The sequence below is a fragment of the Nostoc sp. LEGE 12447 genome (assembly GCF_015206985.1).
Lineage (GTDB): Bacteria > Cyanobacteriota > Cyanobacteriia > Cyanobacteriales > Nostocaceae > Nostoc.
Window position 1 is genome coordinate 247,940 of record NZ_JADEXT010000004.1, and the last position, 18,138, is coordinate 266,077.

The 18,138-nt window shown below is 41.0% G+C and carries 18 protein-coding genes and 1 tRNA gene; 11 read left to right on the forward strand and 8 right to left on the reverse strand.

All coding sequences use genetic code 11. The features are described from left to right. Window positions 1-197 precede the first annotated feature (197 nt). The gene (locus IQ274_RS07775) at window positions 198-1,838 is read left to right on the forward strand and encodes a purple acid phosphatase family protein (RefSeq protein ID WP_228058088.1); all 1,641 of its coding nucleotides are present in this window, start codon (window positions 198-200) and stop codon (window positions 1,836-1,838) included. A gap of 221 nt (window positions 1,839-2,059) precedes the next feature. Here IQ274_RS07775 and IQ274_RS07780 read toward each other — a convergent pair whose 3' ends face one another. Next, window positions 2,060-2,992: a serine hydrolase gene (locus IQ274_RS07780; RefSeq protein WP_194141879.1), complete on the reverse strand. Its 933-nt coding sequence runs from the start codon at window positions 2,990-2,992 to the stop codon at window positions 2,060-2,062. 9 nt (window positions 2,993-3,001) lie between these two features. Between IQ274_RS07780 and IQ274_RS07785 the strand changes: the two genes are divergently transcribed. The 3 genes from IQ274_RS07785 to IQ274_RS07795 all read left to right on the forward strand — a co-directional run bounded on the left by IQ274_RS07785 (window position 3,002) and on the right by IQ274_RS07795 (window position 6,114). Continuing rightward, window positions 3,002-3,706 (forward strand): C40 family peptidase, encoded by a 705-nt coding sequence (locus tag IQ274_RS07785; protein WP_194141880.1) that lies wholly within the window; start codon window positions 3,002-3,004, stop codon window positions 3,704-3,706. 14 nt (window positions 3,707-3,720) lie between these two features. Continuing rightward, the gene (locus tag IQ274_RS07790; RefSeq protein WP_194141881.1) at window positions 3,721-4,734 is read left to right on the forward strand and encodes a glycosyltransferase family 2 protein; all 1,014 of its coding nucleotides are present in this window, start codon (window positions 3,721-3,723) and stop codon (window positions 4,732-4,734) included. 105 nt (window positions 4,735-4,839) lie between these two features. Further along, window positions 4,840-6,114 (forward strand): MFS transporter, encoded by a 1,275-nt coding sequence (locus IQ274_RS07795; protein ID WP_194141882.1) that lies wholly within the window; start codon window positions 4,840-4,842, stop codon window positions 6,112-6,114. A gap of 31 nt (window positions 6,115-6,145) precedes the next feature. Here the strand turns inward: IQ274_RS07795 and IQ274_RS07800 are convergent. Then, window positions 6,146-6,219, reverse strand: a tRNA-Arg gene (locus tag IQ274_RS07800). Between the two features lie 33 nt (window positions 6,220-6,252). Here IQ274_RS07800 and moaC point away from each other — a divergent pair. Further along, a complete protein-coding gene (moaC, locus tag IQ274_RS07805; RefSeq protein WP_163939148.1) occupies window positions 6,253-6,783 on the forward strand; it encodes a cyclic pyranopterin monophosphate synthase MoaC in 531 nt (176 codons plus the stop codon). Here the strand turns inward: moaC and IQ274_RS07810 are convergent. Further along, complete coding sequence (locus IQ274_RS07810; protein ID WP_114082018.1) at window positions 6,764-6,961, reverse strand: DUF2795 domain-containing protein; 198 nt, start codon at window positions 6,959-6,961, stop codon at window positions 6,764-6,766. The genes moaC and IQ274_RS07810 overlap by 20 nt on opposite strands. Window positions 6,962-7,360: 399 nt before the next feature. Here IQ274_RS07810 and IQ274_RS07815 point away from each other — a divergent pair, with 399 nt between their 5' ends. From IQ274_RS07815 to IQ274_RS07825, 3 genes are all read left to right on the forward strand, one after another. Beyond that, entirely contained in the window at window positions 7,361-7,618 is a 258-nt protein-coding gene (locus tag IQ274_RS07815) for a 2TM domain-containing protein (protein ID WP_114082016.1), read from the forward strand. A gap of 119 nt (window positions 7,619-7,737) precedes the next feature. Then, window positions 7,738-8,046 carry a DUF3181 family protein gene (locus IQ274_RS07820; RefSeq protein ID WP_194141883.1) on the forward strand — a complete coding sequence of 103 codons (309 nt, stop codon included), beginning with the start codon at window positions 7,738-7,740 and terminating at the stop codon, window positions 8,044-8,046. Between the two features lie 280 nt (window positions 8,047-8,326). After that, entirely contained in the window at window positions 8,327-8,542 is a 216-nt protein-coding gene (locus IQ274_RS07825) for an acetyltransferase (RefSeq protein ID WP_163933187.1), read from the forward strand. Between the two features lie 48 nt (window positions 8,543-8,590). Here IQ274_RS07825 and IQ274_RS07830 read toward each other — a convergent pair whose 3' ends face one another. Both IQ274_RS07830 and cobW read right to left on the reverse strand, forming a co-directional pair. Beyond that, the gene (locus tag IQ274_RS07830) at window positions 8,591-9,061 is read right to left on the reverse strand and encodes an ABA4-like family protein (RefSeq protein WP_194141884.1); all 471 of its coding nucleotides are present in this window, start codon (window positions 9,059-9,061) and stop codon (window positions 8,591-8,593) included. Window positions 9,062-9,157: 96 nt separating this feature from the next. Continuing rightward, window positions 9,158-10,198 (reverse strand): cobalamin biosynthesis protein CobW, encoded by a 1,041-nt coding sequence (cobW, locus tag IQ274_RS07835; RefSeq protein ID WP_194141885.1) that lies wholly within the window; start codon window positions 10,196-10,198, stop codon window positions 9,158-9,160. Window positions 10,199-10,305: 107 nt separating this feature from the next. On the opposite strand from cobW, the gene IQ274_RS07840 reads away from it, so the two are divergent. After that, a complete protein-coding gene (locus IQ274_RS07840; RefSeq protein WP_194141886.1) occupies window positions 10,306-11,541 on the forward strand; it encodes a tetratricopeptide repeat protein in 1,236 nt (411 codons plus the stop codon). 66 nt (window positions 11,542-11,607) lie between these two features. Here the strand turns inward: IQ274_RS07840 and IQ274_RS07845 are convergent, their stop codons facing one another. The 3 genes from IQ274_RS07845 to IQ274_RS07855 form a co-directional block, all read right to left on the reverse strand. Further along, window positions 11,608-12,792, reverse strand: a complete 1,185-nt coding sequence (locus tag IQ274_RS07845) for an acyl-CoA dehydrogenase family protein (protein WP_194141887.1) — start codon at window positions 12,790-12,792, stop codon at window positions 11,608-11,610. Between the two features lie 1,327 nt (window positions 12,793-14,119). Further along, window positions 14,120-14,278, reverse strand: coding sequence for a hypothetical protein (locus IQ274_RS07850; RefSeq protein ID WP_163933173.1), 159 nt, complete (start codon window positions 14,276-14,278; stop codon window positions 14,120-14,122). Next, the gene (locus IQ274_RS07855; RefSeq protein ID WP_194141888.1) at window positions 14,247-14,963 is read right to left on the reverse strand and encodes a heme oxygenase (biliverdin-producing); all 717 of its coding nucleotides are present in this window, start codon (window positions 14,961-14,963) and stop codon (window positions 14,247-14,249) included. Before IQ274_RS07855 ends, IQ274_RS07850 begins: the two co-directional genes overlap by 32 nt. A 572-nt stretch (window positions 14,964-15,535) precedes the next feature. On the opposite strand from IQ274_RS07855, the gene glmM reads away from it, so the two are divergent. Continuing rightward, complete coding sequence (gene glmM / locus IQ274_RS07860) at window positions 15,536-17,008, forward strand: phosphoglucosamine mutase (protein ID WP_194141889.1); 1,473 nt, start codon at window positions 15,536-15,538, stop codon at window positions 17,006-17,008. 327 nt (window positions 17,009-17,335) lie between these two features. Further along, window positions 17,336-18,103 carry a glycosyltransferase family A protein gene (locus tag IQ274_RS07865; RefSeq protein ID WP_194141890.1) on the forward strand — a complete coding sequence of 256 codons (768 nt, stop codon included), beginning with the start codon at window positions 17,336-17,338 and terminating at the stop codon, window positions 18,101-18,103. Window positions 18,104-18,138 lie beyond the last annotated feature (35 nt).

Consider the following 18,138-nt stretch of genomic DNA (forward strand, 5'->3'; position numbering starts at 1 on the left):
GTCATTGGTACTAATGACTTCATTTCTCCACGGCTTATTATCAAAATGAACGAAGCTTGCGTTCAGTCGCCAAAAATTTGGGATGTTGCTTGCTCATGAACAGACGCTTACACAGCCGTAAAATTTCCTTAGTGGCTATGCTTGCGCTTGTGATATGCCTTACTCTGGTAAGCGTGCGTTCATTTGGGCAAACAATTATGACATCAGCACCCCAACTGCTCACCGATCCATTTTTACAACTGCCAACTGAAACCTCAGTGCAAGTAGTTTGGTTTACTGAGTTTGCTGGTGTTAACCACACAGTAACTTATGGTGAAAATCTTAAACAAACTGCTAAGGCAAATACTACTAAACTCAGTCGCACTCGTGAAGACCAGCAATCAAGAGTTGGAAACCAAACCAAAGACGGCGAAGTTTATCAAAAACCAGTCCAGCGCGACATTTGGCGACATGAGGCTGAGGTAGGTGGGTTAACTCCTGGCGTGCGCTTAAACTATCGGGTTACGAGTGTGCGAGAAGACGATGAGAGTATTAACAGTGATGTTTTTACCCTTGCAGCTACTCCCAAACCAGATACACCACTAAAAATTTTACTTACCTCAGATCATCAATTAAAGCCGATGACAGCAGCAAATCTGCAAAAAGTGGTAGAAACAGTTGGACGAGTTGATGGGGTGTGGTTTGCTGGTGATTTAGTTAATATTAGCGATCGCGCCTCAGAATGGTTTGATGATAATAGTGGTGGTGCGTTGTTTCCCGGTTTACAAGGTCGTGCTACTTATGAAATGACGCACAACGACATTAAGACAACCTACACTGGTGGACAAATAATTCAACACGCACCCATGTTTACTTGCATTGGTAATCATGAGGTGATGGGACGATTTGGCAGGATGGGAAGTTTAAATGATGAATTTGATGATACGATTCCCCGCGTCATTGCTCAAAAAATCTATCAAGACAAATCTTTAATAGATAATTCTTTTAATACTAATACCTACGAAGAGATTTTCTCTTTACCAAAAAGTAAAGAGGGTGGAAAAAGGTATTATGCAGTCAGTTTTGGGGATGTGCGTTTAGTAGTATTGTACGCTACGAATATGTGGCGAACTCCCAACTTAGATAGAAAGCGCAGAGGGAGATATCAGGAAGCTGAAAAGGATTTAGATAATCCTGAAAATTGGGGTTATGGGCAGCTAATTTATGAGCCAATTGCTAAAGGTAGCAAGCAGTATGATTGGCTAGAAGCAGAACTCAACAGCCCTGAATTTAAACAAGCAAAATACAAAGTTGTGATGTTCCATCATCCACCCCATACTCTGGGTGATAATATTGTTCCTGCTTATACAGAACCTGTTCAAATAATTGAACGGGATGGTAATAATATTAAAACCGTGCGTTACGAATACCCGAAAGATGCAGATTATATTATCCGCGATGTTGTGCCTTTATTAGAAGCGGCTAATGTGCAATTGGTATTCTATGGGCATTCTCATTTGTGGAATCGCTTTGTTAGTTCCAGTGGAATGCACTTTTTAGAAACATCTAATGTGGGCAATACTTACGGCGCTGCTTGGGGTGACAGAAAGCGAGAAGTGCCAATTGGATATCAAGAGGATTATGTTAAGCTTGGCGATCCCAATGGTTTGGAACCAATAGTGCCCACAATTGCCCCTTTGTTGGGTGAAGATGGAAAGCCGATACCTTATATTTCGAGTAATAATATTACGGTTTTTAGTATTTTTGATACGGGGGCGGGGACAATAAGTAGTTATCGCTTTGACACTCGCAAATCTGATTCGGAAGTAGTGAAGTTTGATGAATTTCAGTTGAAATAGAAATAGCCGGGGCGAATGGAATTCGCGGCTACACAAACAAAGTCCGCCTCCGCGGACTAAGAAAAAATTGAGGTGTTGAACCCAGGGTTATACAGTTCATAATGAGCAACAAAACCCTGATGTAGAGACGCGATTTATCGCGTCTTGAAAGACCAATCATTTACACCGATAACCCTTAACCAAGCGTATTGGAACCCACGGAGGTGGGTTTAACCTGAAGATCATAGACTAGCGATCGCTTCGGCAACTAGCCCAGAAACAAAGGGCAAAATAGCCTGACTCTTAGCCTGTACTTTACCTTCAGTAAATACCACTAAGAGATAAGGGCGCTGTTCTGGTAACTCAATATACGCTGCATCATGGCGAACTTGACTTGTCCAGCCTGCTTTTGACCAAATTTGAGCATTTTTAGGAATTCCACCACCCAAGAAGCCTGTTACTTGATTTTCCTCGGTGTCAGTGGGTAAATCGTTGAGAGGACGTTTCAGTAAAGCCATCATTGCTTGCGATCGCGCACTTGAAACCGCCACGCCACCTACAATACTATGCAATAATCTAGCGACCGCATTTGTTGTCAACATATTGCGATTTTCTAGTAACTCTCCCGCAAACGCCCGTTCTCGTCCATAAGGCCCATCACCCCAGGTTTTTTGACAGACGTTAATCGTCTCCATTTCTTCCCAACCCAAAGATTGATAATAGCGGTTAACGATATTACGCTGATATTTCCAGGTTTCAAAGGGCCCGGTTGGTAATTCTGGCCCGGATGTAGTACCACTTAAAATATCCACAACCAAGCTGGTAGCATCGTTACTAGAATCGACAATCATATCCCGCAAGGCGCGTTCCAACTCCTTGGAAGTTTGACTCATGCCTTTTTCTAGCCATTCATTTACCGCCACCAGGTAAAATAGCTTGACTACACTGGCGGGATAAATCCGTTCAACACCGCGATAAGTAAAACCACGGACTGGATGATCCCAAAAAGCGTTGGGAGTCAGCGCCCCACCAGTATTTACTAGCACTGGTGGATCGTAAACAACCCAAGTCAAGGCAATTTGATTCCTGGCTAAAGTCGGAAATGCTGCCCAAGTTGCATCTAAAATGCCATTACCAATATTTTCGAGTTGTTCGTCTTTATTAAAAAAAATCATTCTCTAATAATGCCCTTTAATCTAAAATCCGAAATCCAAAATCCAAAATTAGGGGAGTATCAGTGTTTAGCTGACCTAAATTTATATGATTCTCCTGAATGTACACGTTTAGCAACTCAATCTGCATCTGGGAGGCATTTGTGGGTAACATCAAATCGTCAAAATTTAGCGGTTGAGGTGTATTTGTGTGAAGATGACTATCCGGGATGGTTATCTCTTTCAGATTTTGATTCATTACAACCTGCTACTGTACCTTATCAGGCTGCAACATTTTCTGAATCTGAAATTAAGAAACTCCTCGCAGAGGTCATCGCTTTTACCCAAAAAGCGATGCAACAATCAAATTATTACCTTTGGGGTGGTACGGTTGGGCCAAATTATGACTGTTCTGGATTGATGCAGGCGGCGTTTGCTTCAGTAGGGATTTGGCTACCTAGAGATGCCTATCAACAGGAAGGATTCACCCAACCAATTACGATTGCAGAACTAGCAGCCGGGGATCTGGTATTTTTTGGAACTAACCAAAAAGCAACCCATGTCGCACTTTATTTGGCCGATGGTTATTACATCCATAGTTCTGGGAAAGATCAGGGACGGGATGGAATTGGGATTGATATTCTCTCGGAACAGGGAGATGCTGTTAGTCTGTCGTATTATCAGCAGCTGCGAGGTGCTGGTAGAGTTTTTAAGAGTTACGAACCACAGAGACGCTGAGGACGCAGGGGTATATGAGGAGTGGGAAGGTTTATCAAGGGTTGAGTGAGGAGAATGGGGCGATTTCGGCTATTGTCCCAGATGTTTCGGTGGTGGTGCCTATACATGATGAGGTGGAAAGTTTGCCGCTTTTACTAGAAGCGATCGCATCAACTTTATCTTCTAGTCAGGTAAATTATGAAATCATCTGTGTGGATGATGGTTCTACAGATGGTTCCGGGGATTTTCTGAAAAAAGAGGCGCAAAACCGCACTGATTTAAAGGCGGTAATTTTGCGTCGCAATTACGGGCAAACTGCGGCGATGGCTGCTGGATTTTATTATGCAGTCGGGAAAGCGATCGTTACTTTAGATGCCGATCTCCAAAATGATCCAGCTGATATCCCTATGTTATTAGCAAAGCTGGATGAGGGTTACGATTTGGTAAGTGGTTGGCGGCAAAAACGCCAAGATGGTGCTGTAAATCGGTTACTTCCTTCCAAAATTGCTAACTGGCTAATTCGTCGCACCACTAGCGTGAATATTCATGATTATGGCTGTTCGCTGAAAGCTTATCGTGCAGAACTGTTGGCAGATATGAACCTCTACGGTGAACTACACCGATTTTTACCCGCTTTGGCGTACATAGAAGGAGCTAGAATTACTGAAGTACCCGTGCGTCATCACGCCCGTCGTTTTGGTCACAGTAAATATGGGATTTGGCGGACATTCCGGGTATTGATGGATTTGTTAACCATTCTATTTATGAAAAAATTCCTCACCCGGCCGATGCACGTTTTTGGGCTATTGGGCTTAATTTCAATGGTTTCAGGCACAGCGATCGGAATTTACTTGACTTTTGTCAAATTAGCTTTAGGTGAGATGATTGGCAATCGCCCCTTGCTAAGTTTAGCTGTTCTTCTGCTGGTAACTGGGGTGCAGTTATTTTGCTTCGGTCTTTTAGCAGAATTGCTCATGCGTACATATCATGAATCTCAAGGGCGGCCTATCTATCGCGTGCGAGAAGTGGTGGCAAAAAATATTAAGTAACGTAACAATAATAATGATTAGTCATTGGTCATTGGTCATTAGTCATTGGTCAAATAACAAAGGACAAAGGACAAATGACAAACAACTCATTAAATTGCATCTACCTTGAAAGCACTTAATACTTTTGACACCGAACTACGGCGCAACCTGCTGGTTTTATTTACAGCAGGTTTATTATTCTGGTCGAGTTTGTCTTCGCTCTTACCAACCTTACCGCTTTACATCGATGATGTGGGCGCAAGTAAGCAAGAAATTGGGATTGTGATGGGCAGTTTTGCCATTGGGTTATTGCTATTTCGCCCGATGCTGGGACGGTTAGCCGATGAACGTGGTCGAAAAATTGTCTTGTTGATTGGTACGATCGTAGCTGCGATCGCACCTTTTGGTTACTTGGCAACTCAATCAATTGGGCTGTTGATCCTGGTGCGGATTTTTCACGGTATTAGCGTTGCTGCTTTTACAACTGGCTACAGTGCCCTAATCGCAGATTTAGCTCCCGCAGAAACTCGTGGCGAAATCATTGGTTACATGACACTAGGAACTCCCCTTGGTTTAGCAATTGGCCCTGCCTTGGGTGGGTATTTAGAAGCTACAAGTGGTTACGGAATATTATTTCTGGTATCTGCGGAATTGGGTTTTTTCGCTCTCTTGGGAATTGTACAAGTCATAAATCCGCCAGTGCAGACACAAGAGCAAACGGAGGCAGAGGATGTCTACGACGGGCTACGCCTACGAAATTATTGGCAAATTTTGAGCAGTCCACAGGTGAAAGTTCCAACTATAGTTATGTTGCTGGTTGGTTTGTCTATTGGTGCTGTACATACCTTTGTCTCGTTGTTCCTCAAATCCAGTCAGGTAGACTTCAATGGCGGACTGTTTTTTACAGCTTCGGCAATTTCTAGTTTTAGTATCAGGATATTTGCTGGTAAGGCAAGTGATCGCTTTGGTCGTGGTTTGTTTATTACCTTTGGTATTTTTTGTTATGTTTTAGCGTTAATACTGCTGTGGCAGGCTTACAGCCCGATGGTTTTCTTATTGGCTGCGATCGCTGAAGGTGCTGGTGGTGGTACACTAATCTCGATGATGATCGTGATGATGGCAGACCGCTCACTGCCAGAAGAACGGGGGCAAATTTTTGCTCTATGCATAGCTGGACTTGACCTGGGAATTGCGATCGCTGCTCCTCTTTTGGGCATCATCGCAGAACAAGTCGGCTACCGCGATATGTTTGGCTACGGTGCTGCGATCACTTCTGTTGCACTTATCATCTTCGTCACCCAGTCGAGCAAAAACCTATCCAACTCCCTGCGCTTTGCACTAGGTCTAGCTCCAGATGCTTATGCCTTGAAAAACTTAAAAGTTAGGAGTGAAGAAATTTAATTCCTCACTCCTAACTCTTAGCCTGATAAAACGGGCGAGGAGGGATTCGAACCCCCGACACCGTGGTCCGTAGCCACGTGCTCTAGTCCACTGAGCTACACGCCCTCACCGACAATCTATATTAACACGTTCAACTAAATGACGCAAGATAATTTTCTATCTAATTTTGCCAGCTTAACTCATCTAGATCAACACGGACAGGCACAGATGGTAGATGTGTCTGATAAAGCACCCACCATCCGCCAAGCAGTAGCTGCTGCCAATGTGCGAATGCTACCAACAACCTTTGCTGCTATTCAAGCCGGAAATGTCCCAAAAGGTGATGTGTTAGCAACTGCAAGATTGGCTGGGATTATGGCAGCCAAGCAAACAGCCGCTTTAATTCCTCTATGTCATCCGTTGCCTTTGCAAAAAATAGCGGTCGAAATTATACCCGACCCGCAACTACCTGGTTATCAAATTCAAGCCACAGTCAAAACAAAAGCTGAAACTGGTGTAGAGATGGAAGCCTTAACTGCTGTTTCTGTGGCTGCGCTGACTTTATACGATATGGCAAAAGCCTTAGAGAAGTCGATTCAAATTGAATCGATTCGTTTAATAAGTAAGAGTGGCGGGAAATCAGGAGATTATTCCCCGCCAGAGCAAGAACCTAGATTATCTCACCTATAGTTTTGTTGAGATCGGCTGGGCTATCAAACTCTTCATCATCTGGCAGTTTCTCTAACAGAGAAATAATCTCCTTATCTGCCCCTTGCTTTTTAGCGTGCTTAATCAAGTCTTTCTTTCCAGCAGGGTAGTCAACACCTTTTAAGTGTTTTTGCATTTCAACTGGGTTTGCCTTAGCCATTTTTATCCACCTCTAAAGGTTCTTTCCATATTCACAAGTGGATATATTTGCTCCCTCTATCAAACAGATGAATCATTTTTAACTGAGATAACTTAAAAGGTCATCCACTAGGTTGATGAATTATGTATAGGGCATTGGGAATGGAGAATGGAGAATGGGGAATGGGGAATGGGGAATGGGGAATGGGGAATGGGGAATGGGGAATGGAGAATGGGGAATGGAGAATTGGGAAGAGGACAAGGGGACAAGGGGAAAGACTTGTTTCAAGTTCTCACCTCTTGTCCCCTTGTCCCCTGCTCCCTTGCCCCCTGCTTCTTCCGGTTGTAAGGGTCTAATAGCAACCACTGCCACAAAAACCTTAGAATAAATAGGGTGTATTTAAATCTGTAACAAATATTTATGCCTCCTCGTTGGCCTCGCAAACCCGATCGCAAAGACGCTGATTATCGTAAGATCGATGACCGGATGAATTTTGCCACCCATGTAGCGATCGCTGCTACGATTAACTCTGGCTTGTGGTTTTTCCACATTTTGAAAGGCACTACCTGGGAGTGGCTGCCCTGGGTAACTTTAAGTTGGACAGGAATAGTGTTAGCGCATCTGATTTATATTAGTGCGATCGCTAACTACACCGAAACTCCACCCAAATCCACCTGAAGACGGACTACTAATGCTAGGGCGATTGTAACCTGTGGTAGTGGAATCAGCCTTTTAATTGAGTGATAATGTAAAAAAGCCTGAGATTTCGCACTTTTTCTTAATGTAGGGTTATTTTTATGGCTAAGACTAACACCACGGAATTACTAGAAGCCCTAGCAGCTGAAATTGGCGAAAATGTCTACATAGACATTGCCAAATGGCATCTTTATCTATCCAATGCCAAACTGCATACCCTTGTTGCGGAACGACTCTATCCTTTAATTACTTCCAACAGTGTAAATGAAGACCAAGTTTTAAAAGTCTTGGAATCCATTTCAGTAAAAATTGGCGGCGGTAGAAGTGAAATTCCTTTAATCAATTTACTGCCACTGCAATGCCAGGTTACTTTAGTTGATATTTTGGAAAAATATCAACGCGAATTCTAATCGCTAGAACCAAGATTAGCTTAGTTTGACAATTTTATTAATCAGCATTTCCTAATTCGATTTTAGTTCCTGAATTAGGTATACGTTTGCTGTGTCTATTTTATAAAAATTAACTCTAGAGATACACACAGATGAATCTCGTTTAATTTCTGTGTGGATTTCTGATAAAAATTTCCTTTAATAATTAAGGAATATCCGCGTTCAAAATCAGTTTAGATTTGAGCGAGTTTATATTGAGACTCGCTTTGAACTTTCATGCAAACTCATTGAGGCAATTTCTATGCTTTTACAAGTTAAAGATAGTGGCGAATTAGTCAAGATTGTTGAAATTCAGGAATTAATTGACCCGAATAATGATGTTGTTCACGCAAAAGACCAAGAAGGTCAAGAAGAACAGCAACTTGATACTTTTAAAAAAGAAAATCTCGTTTTTCCTTCGGGTGAAGTTCTACCACGCTGTTGGTTAGATGCCGACTATCGGCACGACAATGCTTAATAATTAATATTAGGGTGGCATAGCCATGCTACCCTAATAAGTGCCAAATTATAACGCAGCTTTTTCTTCTGCCTTTACCGTTTCATTCTGCTGAAATTTCGGGAAAAATGTCTTAACAATCCAGTAAGTCAAGATGTGAGACAGTAATCCCAGAGGGCCAGCAAACAAACACAGTGCAAGAGAGTGAATTGTCCAAATACCTGTTTTTTGCCCTTCCCAATAAATCCAACGACCGACAAATAAATCCATGACTAGAAAATGAATCCAACCTGTTGCAGCAGCCGTTTCATCTGTAAAAAACTTAGCGATATCAGCTAATTGAGGATTTGATAAAGCTTGGGCATTTTCTGGCGTAATACTGCTGATAAACAAATACAAATATGCCCCAGCCAACAACACAAAGGGCAAATATGATGACATTATTTGCCGTGTAACTTTCCAGTTTGGCAATAAAATCATCAACGCCCAAAATGGCAAAACGAAAAGGTTGGCGACGTTAAAAAGTTGAGAGATCGTCATATTTTTGTAAAGTGAAGAATTTTCAGCTATTATTTATTTTGAATTAACTGGATATAGATCCCCGACTTCTTTAAGAAGTCGGGGATCTGGGTATACTTATAAAGCTACAAGTTGCGATTCGATTTCTGAAGACTTCAAATCACGTCCGATAAAAACTAAACGGGTTTGCCTAGCCTCTTCGGGTTTCCAGGGGCGATCGTAAAATTTATCAAATCGCGTTCCTACCCCTTGCATCACCAAACGCATAGATTTATTTGGCACTGCAACAAAGCCTTTTATCCGGTAAATTTCTTGTTGTTGTGCTAATTTCTCTAACTGCTGTTGCAGCTTTTCTGGATCAAAGGTACGATCCAAAACTAAATTAGTTGAAGTAATTTCTTCATCGTGGTTGTGGTCTTCTTCGGTATCGTGGTGACTGGGACGAGAATCTAAATTATCTTCAACTGCGGCTTGGAATCCTAATAATATAGATGCGTCTAGTTGGGAACGATCGCTCTCGACAATCTTCACCACTCTGGGCAACTCTTGCTTAATTAATTCCTCAACCCTCGCTTTTGTCTCAGCATCCACCAAGTCAATTTTATTCAACACCACTAAGTCTGCACAAGCAAGTTGGTCTTCAAACAGTTCTTGCAAGGGTGTTTCATGTTCTAGACTATCATCTGCTTGTCGTTGGGCTGCGATCGCATCTGGATCGCTAGCAAATGTCCCTGCTGCTACCGCCGCGCAATCTACCACGGTAATCACCGCATCCACGGTGGCGGCGTTGCGAATTTCTTGCCAGCGAAAAGCCTTCACCAATGGTTTTGGTAAGGCTAAACCAGAGGTTTCAATCAAAATGCAGTCGATGCTATCTCGCCGCTTGATTAACTCTTGCATCGTCGGGTAAAACTCTTCCTGCACGGTGCAACATAAGCAGCCGTTGGTTAATTCAAAGATATTAGTGTCGCCCTCACCATCTTCGGGGCAAATTTGACAGGATTTTAATAATTCCCCATCAATACCGAGTTCGCCAAATTCATTGACTAAAACGGCAATGCGGCGGCCTTGGTTGTTTTGTAGCAGGTGGCGAATTAGGCTGGTTTTTCCACTACCTAAGAAGCCTGTAATTACTGTGACAGGAATTTTCGTTGCCATATTTTTGCCTGATTTCCTCAGTATGAGAAGTTTTACGGGTTACAAACTTAAATACTGAGATTAAGCTTGGTTCGAAGATTGACTTAGTTATTTTAAGCTGAAAGTCTATGGTTAGCTGGAAAATATTGCCGTTTTTATTGAGTTTAGGTTTGGTTTTGATTCCTCAAATCACTGTGGCGCAAACGGTAGAGGAGTTGGAACAAAAAGCGACATCTGCCGAAGAAGTGAAAAATTATCAAGAAGCTGCTAATATCTGGCGGAGTTTGATTGAACGCGATTCCAAAAACAGCTATGCCTACATCAAGCTAGCAGACATTCTATCTTCCCAAGGAAAGATTGCAGAGACGATTGCTGCTTATCGTCAAGGGTTGCAATTAACTCCTGATGCAGCGATTTACCTCAAATTAGGTAATTTTCTGGTTGAAAAGGGACGAACCGCAGAAGCGATCGCTGCTTTCCGTCAAGCTGTCAAACTCGATGCTAAAAGTGATACAGCTTCCATCATTTTAGCGATGAATTTGATAGCAATGGGCAATCCAGAGGAAGCAGTAGTAGCTTATCGTCAAGCCATTAAAATCGAGCCTGATGACGATAATTACAACAATTTAGCCGATACCCTCTTCAAAATAGGCAAACGAGAAGAAGCGATCGCCGCTTACCGAGAAGCCCTAAAAATTAACCCAAAGAGCTATCAAGCATACAACAGTTTGGGTGATATTCTCGAATATTCAGAAGCAGTCGCAATCTATCGTCAAGCGAGTAAAAATGACCCAAAAAATGAAGTTTATTACGAAAAGTTAGCTGAACTCTCATTAAAGCGCGGTTTTGTAAATGAAGCGATCGCAGCCTACCGCCAATTAATTAAAATCGAGCCTGAAGCTTCAAGGTATGTAGAACTTGGTGATGTGCTGATGACACAAGAAAAACACCAAGAAGCGATCGCTCTTTACCGCCAAGCCGTTGCCACAAAACCCACTGATTATTATTACAGTAAATTAAATGAAGCACTAGCTCAACACGGAAACCTAGATGAAGCCTTGGCAAACTGCCAGAAGGTGGTAAGAATTGGTGAAGGCAGTTATGACACCTGCTCAAATATTAGCTTGCCACTTTACAAGCAAAAAGGCTTTCCTGCTGTCATGGAATTTTATCAGCCGTTGGCGAATTTAATACCACGTCGCCAAATGGCAGAACTTTACATCAAACTTGGTAGAGAGATTTCTTATGGTGAATCTGGTGATGGCTCAAAACAAGAGGCGGCAGCAGTTTTTCGAGAAGTGCTGCAAATAGATCCAGAAAACACTGATGCTCAAGATGCCCTCAAGAACTTAATCGCTTCATAATAAACTATCCAATCTTGTGGAGTGGGCAACATAAGCGCCTTTAGCTTGATGAAACAATCCCTGTAACTATGAATAAAAGTTGGGTTTTGGCAGTTCATCATTTAATGCCCACTTTCCGATCTCTTGGATTTTGTAATCTACAGGATCGTGCAGAGTGAATGTGCGGAGATTACGCCAATAACGGTCAAAGCCATATTTGGCACTAGTAGCGCGTGCGCCCATAACTTCAAATATTCGGTTGGTAATGTCTAAACCAACTTTAGTTGCGAAGACTTTGGCAGTAGCAACTAAGAGCGCACATTCTGCCCGTTGTTCGCCAGTCAGTGACCATTCCCGCTCCCAAGCTGCTTGTAGTAATTCTCCCGCCTGCTCAGTAAGATACATGGCTGCTTGGAGATCAACCCAGATTTTGCCATAGTGCTGAAGGATGTAAGGATCTTGGGTTGCACTCTCTACACCTGATGTCAGCCAAGGTTTGGTATTAGTGGAAGTATATGTTTTAGCCGCTTCAAATGCTCCCTGTGCAATTCCCAGGTAGATATTAGCAAGATTCAATTGAGTTAAGCAGGCGCGAATAGTATTGAAGGGTTGATTGGCTTTGTCTCTACTACCAATAATTTCTTCAGGGTATACCAACACATTTTCAAAAGTAACACTACCACTGTCTGTTTGGCGTTGCCCCATATTATCCCAATCATCATGAACTGTAACGCCTTGCCGTTGGGTGGGAATTACCAGAATATTCAATTCACCAGTTTCTTGATGAGTGGCAGTAATCGGCAATATATCCGAGTCTTGAGAGCCAGAGCAAAAGCTTTTAATGCCGTTGAGACGGAAATAATCATTTTCTGGTGTCAGAGTAGTTCTTTTATCTAAAGGGTTGAGGGCATTGCACCAAAACCAATTGTTGTGAATAGTTTCTGAGTAATATCGCTGTTTTTGTTGTGCTGAACCAAAGATATGAGGAATAACGACACCTAGATGGTGGTAAGAAAAAACGTGAGCAATAGAGCTATCAACTTTGGCAAACTCGCGGGTAATTTGCAGAACAGTAATCCAGCTTTGCCCTAAACCATCGTATTCTGTGGGTACGATCAGTTTCAGTAAGTTGCTTTGGCGCAAGCGATCGCGTTCATGTTTTGGTGTTCCCCCTTGAGCATCCCGCTCTACAGCAGTTTCGGCAAATTCTTTTGCTAAAGACTTAGCTAAATCAAGATAATTTTGAGATTCTTCAGTTTCGATTAATTGCATATCTTGCAACTTCTCCTGCTAACGTTCTGTGAGGAGCAACTATAAGTTTGGCTGGAAAATTTTTAATCTACAGTGTTTTGATATAACTACCGTACTAATAGAAATATGATTGCACATTTTAACTAAAAAGACAAGTTTAAATCAAATTAATTTTGATAAAGCTATAGATTATTAGTGCAATATAAAAAATATTTAGTTGAGATTCAAAAAGAAAAAAATATTTTAATCTACTTGTGTAGACACAAAGAAAGACGCTAATAAAATTTGGCACAGTCTTACAAAGAAATGATATCAGCAACGTTAAAATTTTTGGCGTTGCTGATTGAAAAATAATTTTTTTTCACGCAGAGATGTTCCCATTTGCATTTATTTAGCTCGCACTTTTACTATTTTTCTCTGTGCCTCTGCTTGAGATAAAAATGCAGATTTTGGAATTCGTAGTTAATAATTAAATTACGAATTACGAATTATTCTAACGTCCTTCGCGATTTAAACTGAGGGAGAAAGCTGCATTTATCTCAAACAAGTAGTTTAGTTTAAAAATTACATCAATCAGAGGAATTGTTTGCCGCTCACAGTTCATTAAAGAAAACCCTAAAATTGTAGTTGCTTATTTACATGATTTAGTAGTTGCTAACTATTGATTTAATTCATCTCCAATCAAGGCAGCAGATTTACTAAATAAAGTGATTGATGTGAGAACAACTCAAGTAAATCAACTTTTTAATCCTGTATTTGGGAACCGTATTGATCCCACCCTCAAACCTCAATGGTCTTGGTTACTAAAAACTTTAAATCGGAGGTTGGAAGGAAAATATGGGATTTCACTATTTGATGTAGATTTCTAGATCGATGATTATTTTTTAAGGCTTGTTTACAATCTACTAAATCTAGATTATCGCTTTCATCAAGTTTTTTTGCAAGTGAATTTTCTAGCAGCTATTTTGTCGAGGAGCAATTTAGCCGACATATAAAAGTTCTGTATGATAGATATGATTTACCGCTACAAGATGAAGATAGCGATCGCACAGCAATATCCAGTTTAGGATGAAGAGCGCCCAGAAACTACCTAATTTTCAATTGCGGATTGAAAGAAAACCTTAAAAACTAAATCTAAAATTGAATGACTCCCAATACTTTTCGGTTAAGGGTTAAAGGGGAAGGGGTAAAGGTAAATTCAAACCCTTTACCCCTTCCCCTTTAACCTTTCCCCAGATCAAAAGAGAGATTGTTGGGTTTATCCGAAAAGTATTGGAATGGCTCCTCACTCCTTTAATCACAATTGAGGGGCAATCTCCCCATGCTTGCTTTCACAAATAGAAAACAGTCACAGGGCTATTGCCCCTAAATATTTGAGCGTTAATCGCTCTTGTTCCAGAAATACCTGTAAATTATCTTGCATCAGGCTGTCTGGACTTAGACTCCACACACCATACTCCGCAATGTCAATACCGTTACTCAGCAGTAACGAGTTCAGTACTACCACGTGTCCGTCGCCGTGTAATGCTGTTGAACACCATTACACCGATCGCTTTAATCAAATTGCCTTCCAATTCTTGGAACATCTTCATGTTCGTGCCAAAGGCGGCGTTTGCTTCATCAACAATGCGATCGGTTGCCGCATCGTCAAGGGGTAATTCATCCAGAATTTGGCGATATTTCGCTTTAAATCCCTTCTCATCAGGAATTTCTGGAAACTCATAAAAAGCTGTTCCTTGCCCATCAGACAAATTCATCGCCGTTACAGCAATGTTTTTGAGAATTTGTCCCCCAGATAAGTCGCCCAAGTAACGAGTATATGAATGAGCGATTAACAGTTCCGGTTCTGTGGCAGAGATTTCTCGGATGCGCTTTACATAAGCTTCACCTGCGGGAGATAGTTTGATTTGCTCTCTCCAGTTAGCACCAAAGTAATAACTCAGGTCTTGCTCTAAGGTATACTTGCGGTTTAGCTGGGGAAAGTTGATTTTAGAAAGAATTGGGTGCTGGCGATGCTTTTCCATTTCTTCTTCCATCGCTGAGTAGACGAAGTAGAAGTTAGCAACTAGTTTCCGGTAAGAGTTTTTTTCGACTACTCCTTTTAAAAAGCACTTGACAAAACCTACATTTTCTGCCATTGTGTGGGCTTTCTTAGTGCCTACACGTAATTTGGTTGCTAAATTGCTGCTCATGCTAAATTTCTCAACTTTAAAAAGTTAACTGCCGGAGTTTTAATTCACTAACGGCTAAAAAAGCCATTAAAACGTTACCTTAAAACTATTTGATGAGAATTTATATTAAAATTTTTTAAGCTGTGATAATTTTGTAGTTTTTTACACAGCAATAAAACTACGGTAATATAACTTTACATTCCGATGTTTTGATTTTCTGTTGTTATAAGCTAACTTTCGCTTTCATTCTTAGTTTTCCTAAAAAATATTCATGATGAAATCTAGGTAATATTCCTTACATTCTATTTCTTGTTAATAGCATTGCAAAATGTGAACTAAATATAGATAAAAATCAAGACTAAAGTGCATGGCATAAAAGGAATAATTAGCTAAAATGTGGAGACTTTACTAATAATGTAAAAACCAATACTGGCTTCATGAAATATTTACAATTCTAAAGCCTGTAATTCAGTATAATTACGTAAAAATGGCTGAATTTAGAATGAATTTCTAAAGAGAAAAAGCATGTCAAAATTGCTGAATAAAGTCTTAAGTGCTATTTTTCAGTGTGATTGTGTGGAGTGTTTAAATATATGGTTTCATCTATAACTCGGATACCAGGCATTCCTGGAGATTCTCCTTCCGAAGCTGAAGGATTGGGCAAAGGGATCGAAAGCAGTTTTGGACTGAATTTAATCCCACTACCGGCAAATCCTTTATTTGGTACCGATGGGATTCGCGGGCGAGTCGGAGAATTGCTGAGTGCGCCCTTAGCTTTACAAGTTGGTTTTTGGACGGGGATTGTTTTACGTAACCATGCTACTCAAATAGGGCCAGTCATTCTCGGACAGGACTCTAGAAACTCCAGCGATATGCTAGCAATGGCTTTGAGTGCAGGGTTAACAGCAGCAGGATTAGAAGTTTGGTATTTGGGATTATGTCCCACTCCTTGCATTGCCTATCTCACCAGCATCAGTGATGCGATCGGTGGAGTAATGATTTCTGCTAGCCACAATCCCCCAGAGGATAATGGAATTAAGGTTTTTGCTGGAAATGGTGGCAAGTTACCGCAAATATTACAGGCAGAAATAGAAGCGGGGCTGCGTGGGAAAATATCACCCATTGCTAAAGTTAGTAATTGCGGACGGCATTACTCACGTTTTGAGTTAGTGGGACATTATGGCGAGGCGTTAAAAAAACCTTTAAACAGTGCCCTCAATCTTCAGGGAATGAAGATTGTTTTAGATTTGGCGTGGGGTGCAGCAGTCGGGTTAGCGCCATCAGTATTTACAGAAATGGGGGCAGAGGTGATCTGCTTGCATAACGAAGCAGATGGCGATCGCATTAATGTTAACTGCGGTTCCACTCATTTAGATATTCTTGCCGCCACAGTCCAAGAACACAACGCCGATATCGGCTTTGCCTTCGATGGCGATGCCGATCGCGTCTTAGCAGTAGACAATACTGGCAGGCAAGTGAACGGCGATTATATTCTCTACCTGTGGGGACGGCATTTACAAAAAAAACAACAACTACCAGATAACCTGATTGTATCTACAGTCATGGCCAACTTGGGCTTTGAAAAAGCTTGGCAACAAATTGGTGGTAAATTAATTCGTACCGCAGTCGGCGATCAATACGTACAAGCCGAAATGCAGCGAACTGGGGCAATGTTAGGCGGCGAACAATCAGGTCATATTCTTTGCCGTCATTATGCTGTAACTGGAGATGGCTTATTAACAGCCTTGCATATAGCAGCTTTGGTGAAAGAAGCGGGTGTTTCCCTAGCAGAATTAGTAGATCAAAGCTTCCAGACATATCCGCAAATATTGCGGAACGTGCGAGTTGTAGATCGCGATCGCCGTTTGGGGTGGCAAGATTGCGAACCAGTACAACAAGCGATCGCCCTTGCCGAAGCGGCAATGGGTGATTCTGGTAGAATCTTGGTTCGCGCCTCTGGTACAGAACCAGTAATCAGAGTCATGGTAGAAGCCGCCAATGCCGAACTTACCAACTACTGGACAAATGAATTAGTTTCAAAAGTCCAGCAACATCTGATGGACTAACTTAGCTATTATCTCAGCTTTTAACAAACGCCAATTTTCCGTCACAGCTTCTACAAATTAACCAGCCTTGGTTATCTGTAGAAGCTGTGACATTTGTATTTATATTGTTATATAATGTCCGATTAATTAATTATCATAAAACTCACCACGTCATCACATCAGTCTGAACGTGTTATTATTTACTTCGAGATTCTTTCCTATAAAACTCATATTTGATTTTTGAACAAACTTAGCAATACTCAAAAATGCTTCTTTTACTATTGCCTCTTAAGCGAATTAACTTGAAAACTCAAAGCAGATTCCTATACTTGATCTAAAAATAATATCATGCTTGTTTTTGTTATCCCACTTAAAAGTGCAAAAGTTTCCAATTCCTGGGAACGTGTTACCCAATTATTTGAAAGATGCATTAAATCAGTTTGCAATCAAACCTCACCTAACTTTCACGTTATTGTTGTTTGTCACGAAAAGCCAAAAATAGAATTCAATCATTCTCATATTACATACGTTACAGTTGATTTTTCTCCTCCCAACGAGACTAACCCTGTAGCGAAAGGAGACACAGATAAAGGGCGTAAAATCCTGAAAGGATTGATTTATGCTCAACAATTTTCTCCAACTCACACTATGGCAATTGATGCTGATGATTGTGTCAGCAAAAAATTAGCCCAATTTATTCAACAACATCCTGATTCGGATGGATGGGTTATTAACAAAGGTTATAAATATCAGGAAGGTAGTAAATATGTATATATTAAAAGAAGGAATTTTTATAAAATGTGCGGTAGTTGTAACATTATTCGCTACGATCTGAACTATTTGCCCGAAAGCGCAGAGTATAATCGTGGCTACGGATACTATAGATATTATATAGATCACGGCAAAGTTAGGGATATTTTAGAGAATAAAGGAAAAGCTATTAAATCATTACCATTTCTAGGAGCAGTTTATATCCTAGACACAGGAGAAAACCTTTTTGATAATTCCAAAAGATTAAAATTTAACATTTTTAATCGCAAATTATTAAATCAATCAGTTAAGGACGAATTTGGATTGTACAACTTACAGCAATCTCAAAAAATTTGTCAAGTATAATGTATTACTTTGATGCTGATAGGCTACAGCGCTAC

Bases quoted from the DNA above. Each gene is read 5' to 3' on its own strand.
- IQ274_RS07775 (WP_228058088.1), top strand. From the start codon at position 198: ATGACATCAGCACCCCAACTGCTCACCGATCCATTTTTACAACTGCCA.
- IQ274_RS07780 (WP_194141879.1), bottom strand. From the start codon at position 2,992: ATGATTTTTTTTAATAAAGACGAACAACTCGAAAATATTGGTAATGGC.
- IQ274_RS07785 (WP_194141880.1), top strand. From the start codon at position 3,002: ATGCCCTTTAATCTAAAATCCGAAATCCAAAATCCAAAATTAGGGGAG.
- IQ274_RS07790 (WP_194141881.1), top strand. From the start codon at position 3,721: ATGAGGAGTGGGAAGGTTTATCAAGGGTTGAGTGAGGAGAATGGGGCG.
- moaC (WP_163939148.1), top strand. From the start codon at position 6,253: ATGACGCAAGATAATTTTCTATCTAATTTTGCCAGCTTAACTCATCTA.
- IQ274_RS07810 (WP_114082018.1), bottom strand. From the start codon at position 6,961: ATGGCTAAGGCAAACCCAGTTGAAATGCAAAAACACTTAAAAGGTGTT.
- IQ274_RS07815 (WP_114082016.1), top strand. From the start codon at position 7,361: ATGCCTCCTCGTTGGCCTCGCAAACCCGATCGCAAAGACGCTGATTAT.
- IQ274_RS07820 (WP_194141883.1), top strand. From the start codon at position 7,738: ATGGCTAAGACTAACACCACGGAATTACTAGAAGCCCTAGCAGCTGAA.
- IQ274_RS07825 (WP_163933187.1), top strand. From the start codon at position 8,327: ATGCTTTTACAAGTTAAAGATAGTGGCGAATTAGTCAAGATTGTTGAA.
- IQ274_RS07830 (WP_194141884.1), bottom strand. From the start codon at position 9,061: ATGACGATCTCTCAACTTTTTAACGTCGCCAACCTTTTCGTTTTGCCA.
- cobW (WP_194141885.1), bottom strand. From the start codon at position 10,198: ATGGCAACGAAAATTCCTGTCACAGTAATTACAGGCTTCTTAGGTAGT.
- IQ274_RS07840 (WP_194141886.1), top strand. From the start codon at position 10,306: ATGGTTAGCTGGAAAATATTGCCGTTTTTATTGAGTTTAGGTTTGGTT.
- IQ274_RS07845 (WP_194141887.1), bottom strand. From the start codon at position 12,792: ATGCAATTAATCGAAACTGAAGAATCTCAAAATTATCTTGATTTAGCT.
- IQ274_RS07855 (WP_194141888.1), bottom strand. From the start codon at position 14,963: ATGAGCAGCAATTTAGCAACCAAATTACGTGTAGGCACTAAGAAAGCC.
- glmM (WP_194141889.1), top strand. From the start codon at position 15,536: ATGGTTTCATCTATAACTCGGATACCAGGCATTCCTGGAGATTCTCCT.
- IQ274_RS07865 (WP_194141890.1), top strand. From the start codon at position 17,336: ATGCTTGTTTTTGTTATCCCACTTAAAAGTGCAAAAGTTTCCAATTCC.